The following is a 14,605-nucleotide window of genomic DNA, read 5'->3' as shown; positions in this document are numbered from 1 at the left end:
TCTACGGATGCAATACCCTCTCAACTCCGCAAATGCGGGCTAGTGTTGCCATATGCCTAATATTCGCGTTTCCGAGGCGGCCCGTCTCCTGGGGGTCAGCGATGACACCATCCGGCGCTGGACCGAGAACGGAAGCCTGAGCCCGCTGAGGGACGACGCCGGCCGGCTCGCCGTCGACGGGCTGGAACTCGCCCGGCTCGCCCGGGAACAGTCCCAGCTTCCCGATGACCCGGCCAAGGCGGGCAGCTCCGCCCGCAACCGCTTCGTCGGCCTCGTCACCGCCATTACCGCCGACACCGTCATGGCCCAGGTGGAACTGCAGTGCGGGCCGTTCCGCGTGGTGTCCCTGATGAGCAGCGAGGCCGTGCGGGAGCTCGGGCTGGAGCTCGGCTCGGTCGCGACCGCCGTCGTCAAGGCGACCACGGTGATCATCGAAACCCCCAAAGGCAAGGGCGTCATATGAGAATCCCAGGCCGGCGCATCCCGGCGTTCCTCCTGGCAGGCGTGGTGGCCGCCGGCCTCACCGGCTGCGCCCCGGGCGCTCCCGGCTCGCCGGGCAGCTCAAGTTCCCCCGCTGCCGGCGCCGCGGAGCAACTTTCGGGGACCATTACGGTCTTCGCCGCTGCTTCGCTCAAGGCCAGCTTCACCAAGCTGGCCGAGCAGTTCGAGGCCCGGAACCCGGGTGCCAGGATCATGTTCAGCTTCGCCGGGTCCTCCGACCTCGCCACCCAGATCAGCCAGGGCGCACCGGCCGACGTGTTTGCCTCTGCCGACACGAAGAACATGGCCAAGGTCGCCGACGACTCGCTCGTGGAAGGTTCGCCCCAAAACTTCGCCAGCAACGTGCTGACCATCGCAGTGCCCCCGGCGAACCCCGCATCCATCGCAGCCTTCGCGGATCTCGCCAGGCCGGGAGTGAAGGTTGTCATTTGCGCGCCTCAGGTTCCCTGCGGCGCGGCCACGAAGACGGTCGAAAAGGAAACCGGCATCGCACTGCAGCCGGTGAGTGAGGAATCATCCGTGACCGATGTCCTGGGCAAGGTCGTCGCGGGCGAGGCTGACGCCGGGCTGGTCTACGTCACGGACGTCAGGACTGCCGGCGGCAAGGTGACGGAAGTTCCGTTCGCCGAGTCCTCGAAGGCCGTGAACATTTACCCCATCGCCACGCTGCGGACCAGCAGGAACAAGGACCTCGCGGCCGCCTTTATGGCAGAGGTCCTCGGTCCCGAGGGCCGGAAAATCCTCGGCGACGCCGGCTTCGGCACCACCTAGGACCGCATGACACACCGAAGACACAGTGCCTATCACGGGATTCCGCGTTGGGTCACAGGCATGGCGGCGGTCGGGGCGCTGTTGGTGCTGCTGCCGATCGTGGCCATGGTGGGCAGGGTCAACTGGCCGCAGTTCATCCCGCTGGTCACCTCAGAATCGTCCCTCACCGCCCTGGGGCTGAGCCTCCGCACCGCCGCCGCGAGCACGCTGCTGTGTGTGCTGTTCGGAGTGCCGCTGGCACTGGTGCTGGCCCGCGGCGACTTCCCCGGCCAGCGGCTGCTGCGTTCCTTCGTCCTGTTGCCGCTGGTGCTGCCCCCGGTCGTGGGCGGCATCGCACTGCTCTATGCCTTCGGCCGGCAGGGCCTGCTGGGCCGGACCCTCGAAGTCGCCGGCATCCAGATCGCGTTCTCGACGACGGCGGTGGTGCTCGCCCAGACCTTCGTGGCCCTGCCGTTCCTCGTGGTCAGCCTCGAAGGCGCCCTGCGGTCGGCCGGCAGCCGGTACGAGGCGATAGCCGCAACCCTCGGCGCGCGGCCCGGTACGGTGCTGCGCCGGGTCACCCTTCCGCTGGTCCTGCCCGGGCTCGCCGCCGGAGCCGTGCTCTCCTTCGCCAGGAGCCTGGGCGAATTCGGCGCCACCCTCACCTTCGCCGGGAGCCTGCAGGGAGTCACCCGCACGCTGCCGCTGGAAATCTACCTGCAGCGCGAGACCGACGCCGATGCCGCCGTCGCGCTGTCCCTGCTGCTGGTTGTGGTGGCGGTCATCGTCGTCGGACTCGCCTACCGGGGTCCCGCGCCGGCGGGCAGCGCCACCAGGACGTCCGACAGTGGCACGCCCGAGCGGGTGGCGTAATGACGTTCACGTTCGACGCCGCCCTCGCCGACCGCCGCTTCGACGTGTCGCTAAGCCTGGCGCCCGGCGAGACGGTCGCCGTGCTCGGCCCGAACGGGGCCGGAAAGTCCACCCTGCTCGCCGTGATCTCCGGGCTGCTCCGGCCGGACAGCGGCCGCTCCGAAGTGAACGGCCGGATCCTGTTCGAGCTCGCCGCCGGCGTGCATACCTGGACCGCGCCGCACCGCCGCGGAACCGCCCTGCTGGCCCAGGACCCGCTGCTGTTTCCACACCTGAGCGCGCTCGAAAACGTCGCCTTCGGACCCCGGAGCGTGGGGGTGCCCAAACGCCAGGCCCGTGAGACCGCCCGGCACTGGCTGGCCGAGGTCGACGCCGCCGGCCTCGCCGACCGGCGGCCGGGGGAGCTCTCCGGCGGGCAGGCGCAGCGCGTGGCGGCCGCGCGTGCCCTGGCCGTGAATCCGGAGGTCCTGTTGCTGGACGAGCCCCTGTCCGCCCTGGACATCCATGCGGCTCCGCTGCTGCGGCGGCTGCTCAAGCGCGTCCTGGCCGGGCGGAGTGCCATCATCGTCACGCACGACGTGCTGGACGCCTACATGCTCGCGGACCGGGTGATCGTGATGGAGGAGGGCCGGATCACCGAGGCCGGACCGACCCGTGACGTCCTCCGGCGGCCCCGCAGCCGGTTCGCCGCCGGGCTGGCCGGGCTGAACCTGGTCTCGGGGACGGCGACGTCGGCCGGGATCCGCTCCGCCGAGGGGCTCGAGTTCGCCGGCCAGCACGACGCGCCGCTTGTCGCCGGACAGGCCGGTGTGGCCGCCTTCGCGCCGGCGGCGGTGTCAGTGTTCCTGAGCGAGGCGCACGGCAGTCCGCGGAACTCGTTCCGCGTCACGGTCACGGACCTGGAACCGCACGGGGACCAGATCCGGGTTCGTGCCGGCGACCTGTCCGCGGACGTAACCCCGGCTGCCTCCGCCGATCTTGGCCTGGCTCCCGGCCTCGAGGTCTACTTCGTGGTCAAGGCGGCTGCGGTGTCGATCTACCCGGCGTGACGCGTGGGGACCAGTCCGGCTAGCCGCGGTCCTTGCGGACCGGGTGCTGGCTGACGATCGAAACCCGGTTGAAAGCGTTCATGGTGATGACGAGCCAGCTGATGGCGGAGAACTCCGCGTCCGTGAGGTGCCTCCTGGCCGCCGCGCCCTCGTGCTCGCGGGCGCCGGCGTCCGAGATGTTGGTGATGGCCTCGGCCAAGGTCAGGGCGGCGCGCTCCTTTTCGGTGAAGAGGTCGGTGTCCCGCCAGGCCGGGAGGACGGCCAGGCGCTGGGCGGATTCACCGTTCTTCACGGCGTCGCCCACGTGCAGGTCGAGGCAATAGGCGCAGCCGTTGATCTGCGAGATCCGGACATTCAGCAGCTCGATCAAGGTCCGGTCCAGGCCGGCATCTTCCGCGGCCTCCTTGGATTTCAGGCCCAGCCCGTTGAGGGCCCGCCAGGCGGCCGGGTGCTCCTTGTCCAGGAAAACGGATCGGGTCGTGGGGTGCTGCGCTGCCGCTGTCTCGTTCATGTTCAAAGACTACCCACGGGAAACATCCCAAAAGGAACGTGACAGATTTGTCATATGTGTGACATAGTGCATGAACAGCGCAATTCCTGCAGGAGCGGTTCCCCGACCCGCTCTCCGGAGCCTGTCCGCCGACATCGGACCGGCCCCATCATTCGACGGTCGGTTCCTTGGGGGGACCGACCGTCGAATGGGTTTAACGGGACATGTCCAGCCTTGGGCCGCGCTCTGTGGGGACATGTCCAGCCTTGGGCCGCGCTCTGTGGGGACATGTCCAGCCTTGGGCCGCGCTCCATGGGGACATGTCCAGCCCTGGGCTTGGGCAGTGGACATATGGGGACTATGTCCAGCGGTACCCATGCGCGGAGGGCATTTCCCGCGGGATGCACCATAGCCCCCGGGGGGGCATGTTCGGTCCTGGACTTGGGCGGTGGACATATGGGGACTATGTCCAGGGGTGCGCACAAGCGGAGGGCATGTCCCGTCCCGCCTGCCCCGTGTCCACGGCCAGGAGGTCTGCTGCGGGACGTGCCAGGCGCACCGGGGACATGTCCAGTGCTGCGGTCCGCGTCTTGAGGGCGTGTCCCGTCCTGGTCTTGGGCAGCGGACATATGGGGACTATGTCCAGGGGTGCCCGCACGCGGAGGGCATGTCCCGCTCCGCAGGCCCCGCCCGCAGGTCCCCGCGGGATGCCCCGGGTGTCCGGGGGACTCCGGCCCTAGACAGCCGTTTCGCTGTCGGCAAACATGGAGCCAAAGGGACCCGATGCAAAGTTGAGCGGAGTACACTCAACTTTAATACCAGCATGTTCCCGAAAGGAGCTCCCTTTGGACGCCAAATTCACCACTAAGAGCCAGGAGGCTCTTGCCGCAGCCGCCATGAACGCCTCTACGGCGGGCAACCCCCAGCTCGAGCCGGCCCACCTGCTCAAGGCGCTCATGGACCAGCGCGAGGGTGTCGCCGTCGCGCTTCTGCGCGCCACCGGGGCGGACCCGGATTCCGTCAGCGTCCAGGCCAGCACCGCCATCAAGGCCCTTCCGGCCACCTCCGGCACGTCGGTGCAGCAGCCACAGCTGTCCCGTACCGCCCTGCAGTCGATCAAGAACGCCCAGAACGAGGCTGAGCGGCTCGGCGACAGCTTCGTCTCCACCGAACACCTGCTGCTGGGGCTCGCGTCCGGCAGCGACGCCGTCGGGAAGCTGATGCGCGATTCCGGCGCCTCCCATGAGGCCCTGCTCGCAGCCCTCCCGGGCGTCCGTGGTGACCGCAAGGTGGACAATGCGGATCCGGAGAACTCCTTCCAGGCGCTGGAGAAGTACGGCACCGACCTCACCGCGATTGCCCGCTCCGGCAAGCTGGACCCGGTGATTGGCCGCGATGCCGAGATCCGCCGCATCATCCAGGTGCTGAGCCGCCGGACCAAGAACAATCCCGTCATCATCGGCGAACCCGGCGTCGGCAAGACCGCCGTCGTCGAAGGACTTGCCCAGCGGATCGTCGCCAATGACGTACCCGAAAGCCTGCGCGGCAAGACCCTGATCGCCCTGGACCTTGCCTCCATGGTGGCCGGCGCCAAATACCGCGGCGAATTCGAGGAGCGGCTTAAAGCGGTCCTGGCGGAAATCAAGAGCTCCGAAGGCCAGATTGTGACGTTCATCGACGAACTCCACACCGTGGTCGGGGCCGGCGCGACCGGAGACAGCTCCATGGACGCCGGCAATATGCTCAAGCCCATGCTGGCCCGCGGCGAGCTGCGGCTGATCGGTGCGACCACGCTGGATGAGTACCGCGAAAACATCGAAAAGGACCCGGCCCTGGAACGCCGGTTCCAGCAGGTCTTTGTCGGGGAGCCGAGCGTGGAAGACACCATCGGCATTCTGCGCGGCCTGAAGGAACGCTACGAGGCGCACCACAAGGTCTCCATCTCCGACTCCGCCCTGGTCGCCGCCGCCACGCTCTCCAACCGCTACATCTCCGGCAGGCAACTGCCGGACAAAGCGATCGACCTCGTGGACGAGGCCGCGTCCCGGCTGCGGATGGAAATCGATTCCGCTCCCGAGGAGATCGACCAGCTGCGCCGCCAGGTGGATCGCCTGACCATGGAGGAGCTGGCCCTGGTTGGCGAGACCGATCCGGCGTCGGTGGAACGCCTGGCGGCCCTGCGCGCGGACATGGCGGATAAGAAGGAGGAGCTCGCGGGGCTCAACGCCCGCTGGGAGGCCGAGAAGGCGGGCCTGAACCGGGCGGGTGACCTCCGGGCCAAGCTGGATGAGCTGCGTTCCAAGGAGGAAAAGGCCGAACGGGAAGGCGATCTGGAAACGGCCTCCCGGTTGCTCTACGGCGAAATCCCCGCCCTGGAGCGGGAACTGAACGCCGCCGCCGAGGCAGAAGCGGCCGTGCCGGACAAATCCAGGCAGATGGTGGCCGACCAGGTCACCGCCGATGACATCGCCGAGGTCATCTCCGCCTGGACCGGCATCCCCGCTGGCCGGATGCTGCAGGGCGAGAGCCAGAAGCTGCTGGAGATGGAGCACGTGCTGGGTGAGCGGCTGATCGGCCAGACCAAGGCTGTCACCGCGGTCTCCGACGCGGTCCGCCGCGCCAGGGCCGGAATCAGCGACCCCAACCGGCCCACCGGCTCCTTCCTGTTCCTGGGCCCCACCGGCGTTGGCAAGACCGAGCTTGCGAAGTCCCTGGCCGACTTCCTCTTCGACGACGAACGCGCCATGGTGCGGATCGATATGTCCGAATATTCGGAGAAGCACTCGGTGGCCCGCCTCGTCGGCGCCCCTCCCGGCTACGTGGGCTATGAGGAGGGCGGGCAGCTCACCGAGGCCGTCCGCCGCCGCCCGTACTCCGTGCTGCTGCTCGACGAGGTCGAGAAGGCCCATCCCGAGGTGTTTGACATCCTCCTGCAGGTGCTCGACGACGGCCGCCTCACCGACGGCCAGGGCCGCACCGTGGACTTCCGCAACGTGATCCTGGTGCTGACCTCCAACCTGGGCAGCCAGTTCCTGGTCGACCCGATCCTGGACGCCAACGCCAAGCGTGAAGCCGTGATGGCCACCGTGCACGCCTCCTTCAAGCCCGAATTTCTGAACCGGCTCGATGAAGTGGTTTTGTTCGACCCGCTGAGCGTCGAGGAGCTGTCGCGGATCGTCGAGCTGCAGGTCAAGGAACTGGGCGAACGCCTGAAGGGCCGCCGGCTCAACCTCGAAGTGACCGAGGGTGCCCGCGCCTGGCTCGCGGTGACCGGCTTCGACCCGGCCTACGGCGCCCGGCCGCTGCGCCGGCTCGTGCAGCGCGAAATCGGCGACCGGCTGGCCAAGGCCATCCTGGCCGGCGAAATCATCGACGGCGACACCGTGCTCGTGGACACCGCCCCGGACTTCACGGAGCTCACCATGGGCGGCGCCACGGCGTCGGACCGGCCCGACGGCGGCGCCTCCACCGGCAGCGGGCTGTCCGTCAGCCGCAAGGGCTAAGGTACGCCGGCCCCAAACAGCAACTGCCGGCCGGACAAGTGTCCGGCCGGCAGTTGCGTGCGGGGCCGAAACCTGGCGTGGACCCGCGGTCGGTCTTCTACGGAACCAGCGATTCCATGATGACGTTCCCGGTGTCCGCGGTGACGTAGCAGTCCACGCGGCGGTCGCCGTTGTTCCAGCTCGCGGGGCTCGGGTAGGCGTTGCGCTGCTTCAGCTCGTAGCTGGAGGCGGAGGCGGCCAGCTTCGCGTTGCGACAGGTCTCGCGGCCTTTGTCCTTCAGCGCGGTCAGGCCGGGATAGGAGGCCGATTCCTGATAATGGTGGACGGCGATCAGCTGCGCGGAGTGCCCTGCAGCGCAGGCCACGATCGTGGACTGCGGCGCCTCCGGGTCGAAATCCTGGAAGCAGTCGCCGAGCTGGAACTCCAGCGGGCCGACGCCTTCCAGCGGCAGCGTGCTCCGGCTCGGGGGCGCTGCCGGTGTCGTGGCGGCAGCGGGGGAGGCCTCCGCGACGGCCTTGTTGGTGCCGCCGCCCAACGAGGTCAACCACCAGATCAGCAGACCCATAACGACGACGGCGACGACCGCGGCGCCGATCCGTGCGGGAGCCTGGCGGCGTACGAGGCCGCCCAGCTGCGAGGCCTTTCCGGAAGCGGCCTTGGTGGCCCGCGCCAAAACGGCACCTGCGGCGCCCGTGGCCTGGGCGCCTCGGGGCTCGCGCGGGCCGGGCTGCCCGGCGAGGGGCCGGCCCGCCGGCGAGCCGGACGGCCGGACGGGCGGTGTGATCGGGGTCGCGGAGGGGACAACCGGAGTCGCCGACGTCGGCGGCGTCGAAGGTTTCGGGGGCACGGCAGACGGCTCAGCCGGCGGGACTGCCGGGGCGGACTGGTCGCCGGGCCCGCCGGCCGGGGGAATCCCGGACCCGCTGATTCCGCCGGGCGTCGCGTTCTCTTCGGTCACTGAGACTTCACCACTTCCGTGCATTTTTCCGCGGCTGGGCGCCCGACGGAGGGACCCGTTTCCGGAAGTCCACTACGGAACTCTATCTAAGTTGCCGGGTGGGCCGCACGCCGATTGGGCGCAGTCCGGAGCAGGGGCACATGCGACACTGCCCACAGCGGCCGTCGCGGGGAGCAGTTACCGCTGAAAGCATGTAATCTAGGTGTACGACAAATTGACCAAACATTCCGGGGCCTCACTAACGCCAATGGTGACCACCTCCGGTCCGAGTACAAAAGGGGGTCACGCCATGGGGCGCGGCCGTCAAAAGGCAAAAGCTACCAAGCAGGCTCGGGATATTAAGTACTACTCCCCGAACACTGACTATTCTGCGCTTCAGCGTGAGCTCAAGAGCTCTGAGGTTCGTGCACCGAGCCGTTTCACGGGCGAGCCGGTTGAGCCAGACTATTCGGCTTATGTGGATAAGTACGCGGACGATGTGGAAGAGGACGACGACGAGGTTGATTCCCGTCGGATAGGTTAGTCGACACTTCTTCCCGGCATGCTCTTCCGCTAGCGGATTGCCGACCACATGAATTCAGGCCCGCCGGCCACTCCCAGTACGGGGGTGGACGGCGGGTTTTCTGCTGCCTGCGGATCCCCGGGCGGCAAACCGTCCGCAGTTGTCCCAGCAGGGCCCTCAGGCTAGGTTGAACCTGCCGGCACCACCGGCCCCGCACCACTTTTTGTTCCGGAGGGATTGCCATGACCATGCACACGGGGTTCACCGAAGGAGAGGTCTGCTGGACGGACCTTCAGACCAGTGACGTCGAAGCGGCCAAGGCCTTCTACGCCGCCATTTTCGGCTGGCGCTACGAGAACCTGCCCACCCCGGACGGACGCAGCTACGCGCAGGCATTCCTCGGCGAGGACCTGGTCACCGTGATCGCGCCGCAGAACCCGCAGCAGGCGGCCGCCGGGGCGCCCGGGCAGTGGAACGCGTACTTCGCCACCGCCGACGCCGGACGGCTCGCTGACAGCATGGTCGACGCCGGCGGCACGCTGGAATTCGGCCCCGAGGACGTGGGCGGCACAGGAGTGATGGTCTTCTTCGCCCCGCCCGGAGGGGGCACCACCGGCGCTTGGCAGGCCGGAAGCCACTTCGGTACTGCCCGCAGCGGGGAACCCGGCTCCCTGGCGTGGGCCGAACTGCTGACGCCCGAGCCGCAGCCCGCCGTCGGATTCTTCCAGCAGCTTTTCGGTCACAGCGTGACCGAATACCCGCAGGACGACGGCGGCAAGTACACCACGCTGATGGTAAACGACGCGGAAGTGGCCGGGATCGCTGCGGTCCCCGCGGAGGCCGAGGGCACGCTCAAGCCGGGATGGCAGGTGTACTTCGGGGTGTCCAGCGTCGCCGACGCGGTCGCGGCGGCGGTGGCCGCCGGCGGCACGGTGCTGATTGAACCGGACGAGGCCGAGGAAGCCGGCACCATCGCCACTCTTGAGGATCCGCAGGGCGGCGTGTTCAGCGTCCTGGAGGTTTAAACACAGATCGAGTGCTCCGTAACCGCCGTTTTGAGGGGGCTAAACGGCAGTTACGGAGCACTCGATGAGGGTCAGGTGGGGGTCAGGCGTAGGCGTTGACCAGCCGGACGGCGCCGCCGTCGACACCCTTGGCGCCCTGGACGTAGTCCGGGCCGGTCTTCACGATCGAGTCCGAGTTTTCCTCCACAGTGCCCATCACCCACGCCGGCAGCCCGCGCTCGTTGAGGCGGTTCACTGCGGCGTCCGCAGCCTTGGGGGAGACGATCGCAACCATGCCCACACCAAGGTTCAGGGTGCGCTCCAGGTCGGCCAGCGGGACGTTGCCCAGCTCGGCGACGAGCCGGAAGATGGCCGGGAGCTGCCAGGTGGCACGGTCCACGGTGGCCAGCAGGCCCTGCGGCAGGACGCGGGCCAGGTTGGCGGCGAGCCCGCCGCCCGTTACGTGGCTGAAGCCGTGCACCGCCTGGCCGGCGGCGGAGCCGTTCACCGGGAAGGTGCGGGCCAGGTCCAGGCAGTCGGCGGCGTAGACGCGGGTGGGCTCCAGGAGCTCCTCGCCCAGTGTGCGGCTGAATTCCGAGACGTGGCGGTCCAGGGCCCAGCCGGCGTGGTTGATGACGCGGCGGACCAGGGAGTAGCCGTTGGAATGCAGCCCGGAGGAGGCCATGCCGATCACCACGTCGCCGGCGCGGACGCGGTCCGGGCCCAGCAGGTCGGCGGCTTCGACAACACCGGTGGCGGCACCGGCGACGTCGTACTCGTGCTCGCCCAGCAGGCCGGGGTGCTCGGCCGTTTCGCCGCCCACCAGGGCTGTGCCGGCCACCGAGCAGGCGGCCGCGATGCCCCGGACGATGTCTGCGATCCGCTCCGGGACCACCTTGCCGCAGGCGATGTAGTCGGTCATGTACAGCGGCTCGGCGCCCACCACCACGATGTCATCGACCACCATGCCGACCAGGTCGAAACCGATGGTGTCGTGGATGTCCATGGCCTGCGCGATGGCGACCTTGGTGCCGACGCCGTCGGTGGAGGTGGCGAGCAGCGGGCGCTTGTAGGTCAGCAGCTTCGAGACGTCATACAGGCCGGCGAAGCCGCCGACGCCGCCAATTACCGAGGCGTTGTGGGTGGCCTTGACGGCGTCCTTCATCAGTTCGACGGCGCGGTCGCCCGCTTCGACGTCGACGCCGGCGGAAGCGTAGGTGATGCCGACGGTGTTCTGGGCGGCGTTCATGTCAGCGGCCGGGGAGGCGGAAGTCATACGGGCTCTTTCTTGTCGGCAGCAATGGTGCGATCAATGCGATCGGCATCGGTGAGCAGTTCTTCGAATTCGGCGTCCGGGCCCGGGTCGCAGCCGGTGGCTCCGGCCTTCTCGGCCGGGTCATCATCCCGGGTGGTGCCGGGATCGACGTCGGAGGCGGCCGGGACGGCTGCCGGCGGGGCGGGGGAGCTGACAGCTGTGGGGAGACCGCCAAGATCGGTGCGTTCGAGCAGGTTCTTGCCGAGCTTGTCCGCGGCGGGAAGCTCGATCGGGTACTTGCCGGTGAAGCAGGCGGTGCACAGGCGTTCGCGCGGCTGCCGGGTGGCGTCGATCATGCCGTCTTCGGAGATGTAGGCGAGCGAGTCGGCGCCGATGGCCTGGGTGATTTCGTCGATCGTGGCGCCGTTGGCGATCAGCTCGGCCCGGGAGGCGAAGTCGATGCCGTAGAAGCACGGCCACTTGACCGGCGGGGAGGAAATCTTGATGTGGACGCTTGCGGCGCCCGCTTCCCGGAGCATCCGCACGATGGCGCGCTGGGTGTTGCCGCGGACGATCGAGTCGTCAACGACCACCACACGCTTGCCGCGGATGACGGATTCGAGGGCGTTGAGCTTGAGCCGGATGCCGAGCTGGCGCAGCGTCTGCGAGGGCTGGATGAACGTCCGGCCCACGTAGGAGTTCTTGACGAAACCGTGGGCGAACGGGATGCCGGATTCCTCCGCGTAGCCCACCGCCGCGGGGGTGCCGGATTCCGGGACCGGGATGACGATGTCCGCTTCCTGGGTGTTTTCGCGGGCCAGCTGGCGGCCCATTTCCACCCGGGACTCGTACACGGAGCGGCCGGCGATGGAGGCGTCCGGGCGGGCGAGGTAGACGTACTCGAAGACGCAGCCTGCGGGCGTCGCCTCGGCGAAGCGCTGTGAGCGGACGCCGTCCTCGTCGATCGCGATGAACTCGCCGGGCTCGATTTCGCGGATGAAGCTCGCGCCGACGGTGGCGAGGGCGGACTGCTCGGAGGCAACGACCCAGCCGCGCTCCAGCCGGCCGAGGCAGAGCGGGCGGATTCCGTACGTGTCGCGGGCCGCGTAGAGGGTGCCTTCATCCATAAAGACAAAGCAGAAGCCGCCCTTGATCTTGGGCAGCAGTTCCATGGCCGTCTCTTCGAGCGACTTGCCCTCTTCGCCCTCCAGCAGGGCGGTGACGAGGGCGGTGTCGGAGGTGTTGCCCTGCTTCATTTCGCCGCTGAGCTGGCCGCCGTTGCGGTCCTCGATCATGGCTTTGAGCTCGGCGGTGTTGGTGAGGTTGCCGTTGTGGGCGAGCGCCACGGTGCCGGTCGCAGTCGCGCCCAGGGTGGGCTGCGCGTTGGCCCAGTGGCTGGCGCCAGTGGTCGAGTAACGGCAGTGGCCGACGGCCAGGTGCCCGGTCAGGGTGTTGAGCGTTGTCTCGTCGAAGACCTGGGATACGAGCCCCATGTCCTTGTAGACGTTGATCCGCTTGCCGTCGCTGGTGGCTATACCAGCAGACTCCTGACCGCGGTGCTGCAGTGCATACAGCCCGTAATAGGTGAGTTTTGCAACCTCTTCGCCGGGAGCCCAGACCCCAAAGACGCCACATGCGTCCTGAGGGCCTTTTTCGCCAGAGAGAAGGTCATGAGAAAGTTTTCCATCGCCGCGTGCCACTGGTCGATTATCTCACGTTGTGCGCTAGGACTTTCCCGGCGGCCGGTTTGTGACCTGCGGCCGGCTCAGGCGCCCTGCTCATCCTCGGGGTCAAGAGCGGAATCCGGGACGGATTCGACGACGGCGCGCTTGGCCCGGCGCACGCTGAGACGGTCCAGGATGAGCGCCGCGAGGCCACCCAGAATGACGCCGCCCGCACCGCACAGGATCATAAAGAAGCCGAACACGGCGCTGGCATCGTAGCTTTCGTCACCCGGGAGGCCGTAGGCGAGGAAGGCAGCCACGCCGAAGCCCAGGAGCCCGCCCAGGACGAGGAACGGCACGTACTTCGGCGCCCGGCGCACACTGACCTGGCGCCGTTCGGGGACGTGCTGCTCGCCTGCGGTGCCGGAGTTTTCGGGGGTAGACATGCCGTTAAGCCTACTGCCCCGGCAACCATTGCTACCGCCGCGTCGGCGGGGGCACACTAGGGGGTGGGGAGGGCACGGAACGGCCTAGGAGCGCCATGTCAGCCTCAGCAGAGTGGATCAGGGACCAGCAGCGCAGCACCTGGGATGAGTTCTCCACAGGCTGGCGGAAATGGGACGCGGAAGTGCTCGGCTGGCATGCCCCCTTTGGCGATGCAGTGATCGAGGAGGCGAGGCTCCGCCCGGATGCCGCAGTCCTCGACGTCGCCGCCGGAACCGGCGAACCTGGTCTCACCGCGGCCGCCCTCGTCCCGCACGGCAGCGTCGCCCTGCTGGATATTTCTGAGGGGATGTTGCGTGTGGCGTCCGAGAAGGCGGCGGCCCGCGGGCTGGCGAATGTGCACACCGCCGTCGGCGATGCCGCCAAGCTGCCCTTCGGCGACAGTACCTTCGACGCGGTCTTGTGTCGCTTCGGATTCATGTACTTCCCCAGGGTGTCGCCCGCAGTGGAGGAAATGGCGCGCGTGGCCAAGCCGGGCGCGCGGATCAGCGCCGCTGTCTGGGGCCGGGCCGCCGAGAACCCGTGGGCCACCCTGATCCTCGGGACGATTGCGCGCCATACCGAGCTGCCGGTGCCCAGGACGGGCGCACCCGGGCTGTTCCGCTGCGCCGCGCAGGGGTTCATGGCCCGGGTCTTCAAGGAGGCCGGACTGGTGGACGTCAGCGAGCGGAAGGTCAGCACGGACCTGGTTCACGCGACCCCGGAGCTCTACTGGGAGTTCATGACCGAGATTGCCACCACGGTCGGTGTCGGCCTCGCGCGGGCGGACCGGGAATCCCAAGAGCTGATCCGCTCCGACGTCTTCGAGCTGCTGGGCCGCTACGAACACGACGGCGCCATCCGGCTCCGGTCCACCGCCACCATCGTGGCAGGGACGCGGGCGTAGGCCAGCGCGGCGGTTTCGGACAGGCGCGGCAGTTTCGGACACGCGCGGCGTGGATCCGGGGTGCGCGCGTCCGAAAGCGCCGCGGAATCGCAGTGTGCCTAGACGCCCAGCTCTTCCTTCAGCGCGGCGACGTGTCCCTCCGCCTTGACCTGGTACTGGGCCAGCCTGACGTTGCCCTCCGGGTCCACCACGACCGTCGAGCGGACGAGTCCCTCGGTGATCTCGCCCCGGACGAGTTTCTCGCCCCAGGCGCCGTAGGCCAGGGCGACGGCGTGGTCCTCGTCGGCGAGCAGCGGGAAGGTCAGCGCGAAGTCGCCGCTGAACCGGGCCAGTGCCTCGGACCCGTCGGGGGAGATGCCCAGTACGTCATAGCCGGAACCCTGCAGGGAGGCCAGGCTGTCGCGGAAATCGCAGGCTTCGGTGGTGCAGCCCGGAGTGGCGGCCTGCGGGTAGAAGTACACAATGACGTTCTTGCCGCGGTAGTCGGCCAGTGAAACTTTGTGTCCTGCGGCGTCCGGGAGCGTGAATTCCGGGGCGGGGGTTCCGGGCTGGAGCTTGATGGTCGGGTGCTGGCTCATGGGGGATCCTTGGGTGTTCGTTGGAGTTAGGGATACAGCGGTCTTCCGTTGCACAACCACTGGGTTGGGTGCTGTATTCCGCCAGCCC

14 protein-coding genes are annotated in these 14,605 nt (G+C 68.4%); 8 read left to right on the top strand and 6 right to left on the bottom strand.

All coding sequences use genetic code 11. The annotated features are described in order from the left end of the window. Positions 1-52 precede the first annotated feature (52 nt). From J2X01_RS13530 to J2X01_RS13515, 4 genes are read left to right on the top strand one after another with little or no spacing between them, the layout of a single operon-like run. The gene (locus tag J2X01_RS13530) at positions 53-463 is read left to right on the top strand and encodes a TOBE domain-containing protein (protein ID WP_310058166.1); all 411 of its coding nucleotides are present in this window, start codon (positions 53-55) and stop codon (positions 461-463) included. Next, positions 460-1,272: a molybdate ABC transporter substrate-binding protein gene (gene modA / locus J2X01_RS13525; protein ID WP_310058162.1), complete on the top strand. Its 813-nt coding sequence runs from the start codon at positions 460-462 to the stop codon at positions 1,270-1,272. The genes J2X01_RS13530 and modA overlap by 4 nt, the downstream gene beginning before the upstream one ends. Positions 1,273-1,278: 6 nt before the next feature. Then, positions 1,279-2,124, top strand: coding sequence for an ABC transporter permease (locus J2X01_RS13520; RefSeq protein ID WP_310058159.1), 846 nt, complete (start codon positions 1,279-1,281; stop codon positions 2,122-2,124). Next, positions 2,124-3,173, top strand: coding sequence for a sulfate/molybdate ABC transporter ATP-binding protein (locus J2X01_RS13515; protein ID WP_310058155.1), 1,050 nt, complete (start codon positions 2,124-2,126; stop codon positions 3,171-3,173). The genes J2X01_RS13520 and J2X01_RS13515 overlap by 1 nt, the downstream gene beginning before the upstream one ends. A gap of 19 nt (positions 3,174-3,192) precedes the next feature. Here J2X01_RS13515 and J2X01_RS13510 read toward each other — a convergent pair whose 3' ends face one another. Continuing rightward, entirely contained in the window at positions 3,193-3,684 is a 492-nt protein-coding gene (locus J2X01_RS13510; RefSeq protein ID WP_310058152.1) for a carboxymuconolactone decarboxylase family protein, read from the bottom strand. A gap of 824 nt (positions 3,685-4,508) precedes the next feature. On the opposite strand from J2X01_RS13510, the gene clpB reads away from it, so the two are divergent. Continuing rightward, on the top strand, positions 4,509-7,166 hold the full coding sequence (gene clpB / locus J2X01_RS13505) for an ATP-dependent chaperone ClpB (protein WP_310058149.1): 2,658 nt from the start codon (positions 4,509-4,511) through the stop codon (positions 7,164-7,166). 97 nt (positions 7,167-7,263) lie between these two features. Here the strand turns inward: clpB and J2X01_RS13500 are convergent, their stop codons facing one another. Next, on the bottom strand, positions 7,264-8,124 hold the full coding sequence (locus J2X01_RS13500) for a septum formation family protein (protein ID WP_310058146.1): 861 nt from the start codon (positions 8,122-8,124) through the stop codon (positions 7,264-7,266). Positions 8,125-8,413: 289 nt separating this feature from the next. Here J2X01_RS13500 and J2X01_RS13495 point away from each other — a divergent pair, with 289 nt between their 5' ends. Both J2X01_RS13495 and J2X01_RS13490 read left to right on the top strand, forming a co-directional pair. Beyond that, entirely contained in the window at positions 8,414-8,647 is a 234-nt protein-coding gene (locus J2X01_RS13495) for a DUF3073 domain-containing protein (RefSeq protein ID WP_310058473.1), read from the top strand. Positions 8,648-8,868: 221 nt separating this feature from the next. Next, complete coding sequence (locus tag J2X01_RS13490; protein ID WP_310058144.1) at positions 8,869-9,651, top strand: VOC family protein; 783 nt, start codon at positions 8,869-8,871, stop codon at positions 9,649-9,651. Between the two features lie 82 nt (positions 9,652-9,733). Here the strand turns inward: J2X01_RS13490 and purM are convergent, their stop codons facing one another. The 3 genes from purM to J2X01_RS13475 all read right to left on the bottom strand — a co-directional run bounded on the left by purM (position 9,734) and on the right by J2X01_RS13475 (position 12,995). Beyond that, positions 9,734-10,906, bottom strand: a complete 1,173-nt coding sequence (gene purM / locus J2X01_RS13485; RefSeq protein WP_310058142.1) for a phosphoribosylformylglycinamidine cyclo-ligase — start codon at positions 10,904-10,906, stop codon at positions 9,734-9,736. Continuing rightward, the gene (purF, locus tag J2X01_RS13480; RefSeq protein ID WP_310058140.1) at positions 10,903-12,585 is read right to left on the bottom strand and encodes an amidophosphoribosyltransferase; all 1,683 of its coding nucleotides are present in this window, start codon (positions 12,583-12,585) and stop codon (positions 10,903-10,905) included. Before purF ends, purM begins: the two co-directional genes overlap by 4 nt. Before the next feature lie 65 nt (positions 12,586-12,650). Then, positions 12,651-12,995, bottom strand: a complete 345-nt coding sequence (locus J2X01_RS13475; protein ID WP_310058138.1) for a hypothetical protein — start codon at positions 12,993-12,995, stop codon at positions 12,651-12,653. A 95-nt stretch (positions 12,996-13,090) separates the two neighbouring features. Here J2X01_RS13475 and J2X01_RS13470 point away from each other — a divergent pair, with 95 nt between their 5' ends. After that, positions 13,091-13,939 carry a class I SAM-dependent methyltransferase gene (locus tag J2X01_RS13470; RefSeq protein WP_310058136.1) on the top strand — a complete coding sequence of 283 codons (849 nt, stop codon included), beginning with the start codon at positions 13,091-13,093 and terminating at the stop codon, positions 13,937-13,939. A gap of 98 nt (positions 13,940-14,037) precedes the next feature. On the opposite strand, the gene bcp is transcribed toward J2X01_RS13470, so the two are convergent. Continuing rightward, entirely contained in the window at positions 14,038-14,517 is a 480-nt protein-coding gene (gene bcp, locus J2X01_RS13465; protein ID WP_310058135.1) for a thioredoxin-dependent thiol peroxidase, read from the bottom strand. Positions 14,518-14,605: the final 88 nt, after the last annotated feature.

The organism is Arthrobacter ginsengisoli (assembly GCF_031456935.1).
GTDB classification, from domain to species: Bacteria; Actinomycetota; Actinomycetes; order Actinomycetales; family Micrococcaceae; genus Arthrobacter; species Arthrobacter ginsengisoli.
This window is presented reverse-complemented; position numbering and strand designations above follow the sequence as displayed.

Excerpts from the sequence above, each read along its gene's own strand:
- J2X01_RS13495 (WP_310058473.1), top strand. The coding sequence starts at position 8,414 with ATGGGGCGCGGCCGTCAAAAGGCAAAAGCTACCAAGCAGGCTCGGGAT.
- purM (WP_310058142.1), bottom strand. The coding sequence starts at position 10,906 with ATGACTTCCGCCTCCCCGGCCGCTGACATGAACGCCGCCCAGAACACC.
- J2X01_RS13520 (WP_310058159.1), top strand. The coding sequence starts at position 1,279 with ATGACACACCGAAGACACAGTGCCTATCACGGGATTCCGCGTTGGGTC.
- bcp (WP_310058135.1), bottom strand. The coding sequence starts at position 14,517 with ATGAGCCAGCACCCGACCATCAAGCTCCAGCCCGGAACCCCCGCCCCG.
- modA (WP_310058162.1), top strand. The coding sequence starts at position 460 with ATGAGAATCCCAGGCCGGCGCATCCCGGCGTTCCTCCTGGCAGGCGTG.
- J2X01_RS13470 (WP_310058136.1), top strand. The coding sequence starts at position 13,091 with ATGTCAGCCTCAGCAGAGTGGATCAGGGACCAGCAGCGCAGCACCTGG.
- J2X01_RS13510 (WP_310058152.1), bottom strand. The coding sequence starts at position 3,684 with ATGAACGAGACAGCGGCAGCGCAGCACCCCACGACCCGATCCGTTTTC.
- J2X01_RS13475 (WP_310058138.1), bottom strand. The coding sequence starts at position 12,995 with ATGTCTACCCCCGAAAACTCCGGCACCGCAGGCGAGCAGCACGTCCCC.
- J2X01_RS13530 (WP_310058166.1), top strand. The coding sequence starts at position 53 with ATGCCTAATATTCGCGTTTCCGAGGCGGCCCGTCTCCTGGGGGTCAGC.
- J2X01_RS13490 (WP_310058144.1), top strand. The coding sequence starts at position 8,869 with ATGACCATGCACACGGGGTTCACCGAAGGAGAGGTCTGCTGGACGGAC.
- J2X01_RS13515 (WP_310058155.1), top strand. The coding sequence starts at position 2,124 with ATGACGTTCACGTTCGACGCCGCCCTCGCCGACCGCCGCTTCGACGTG.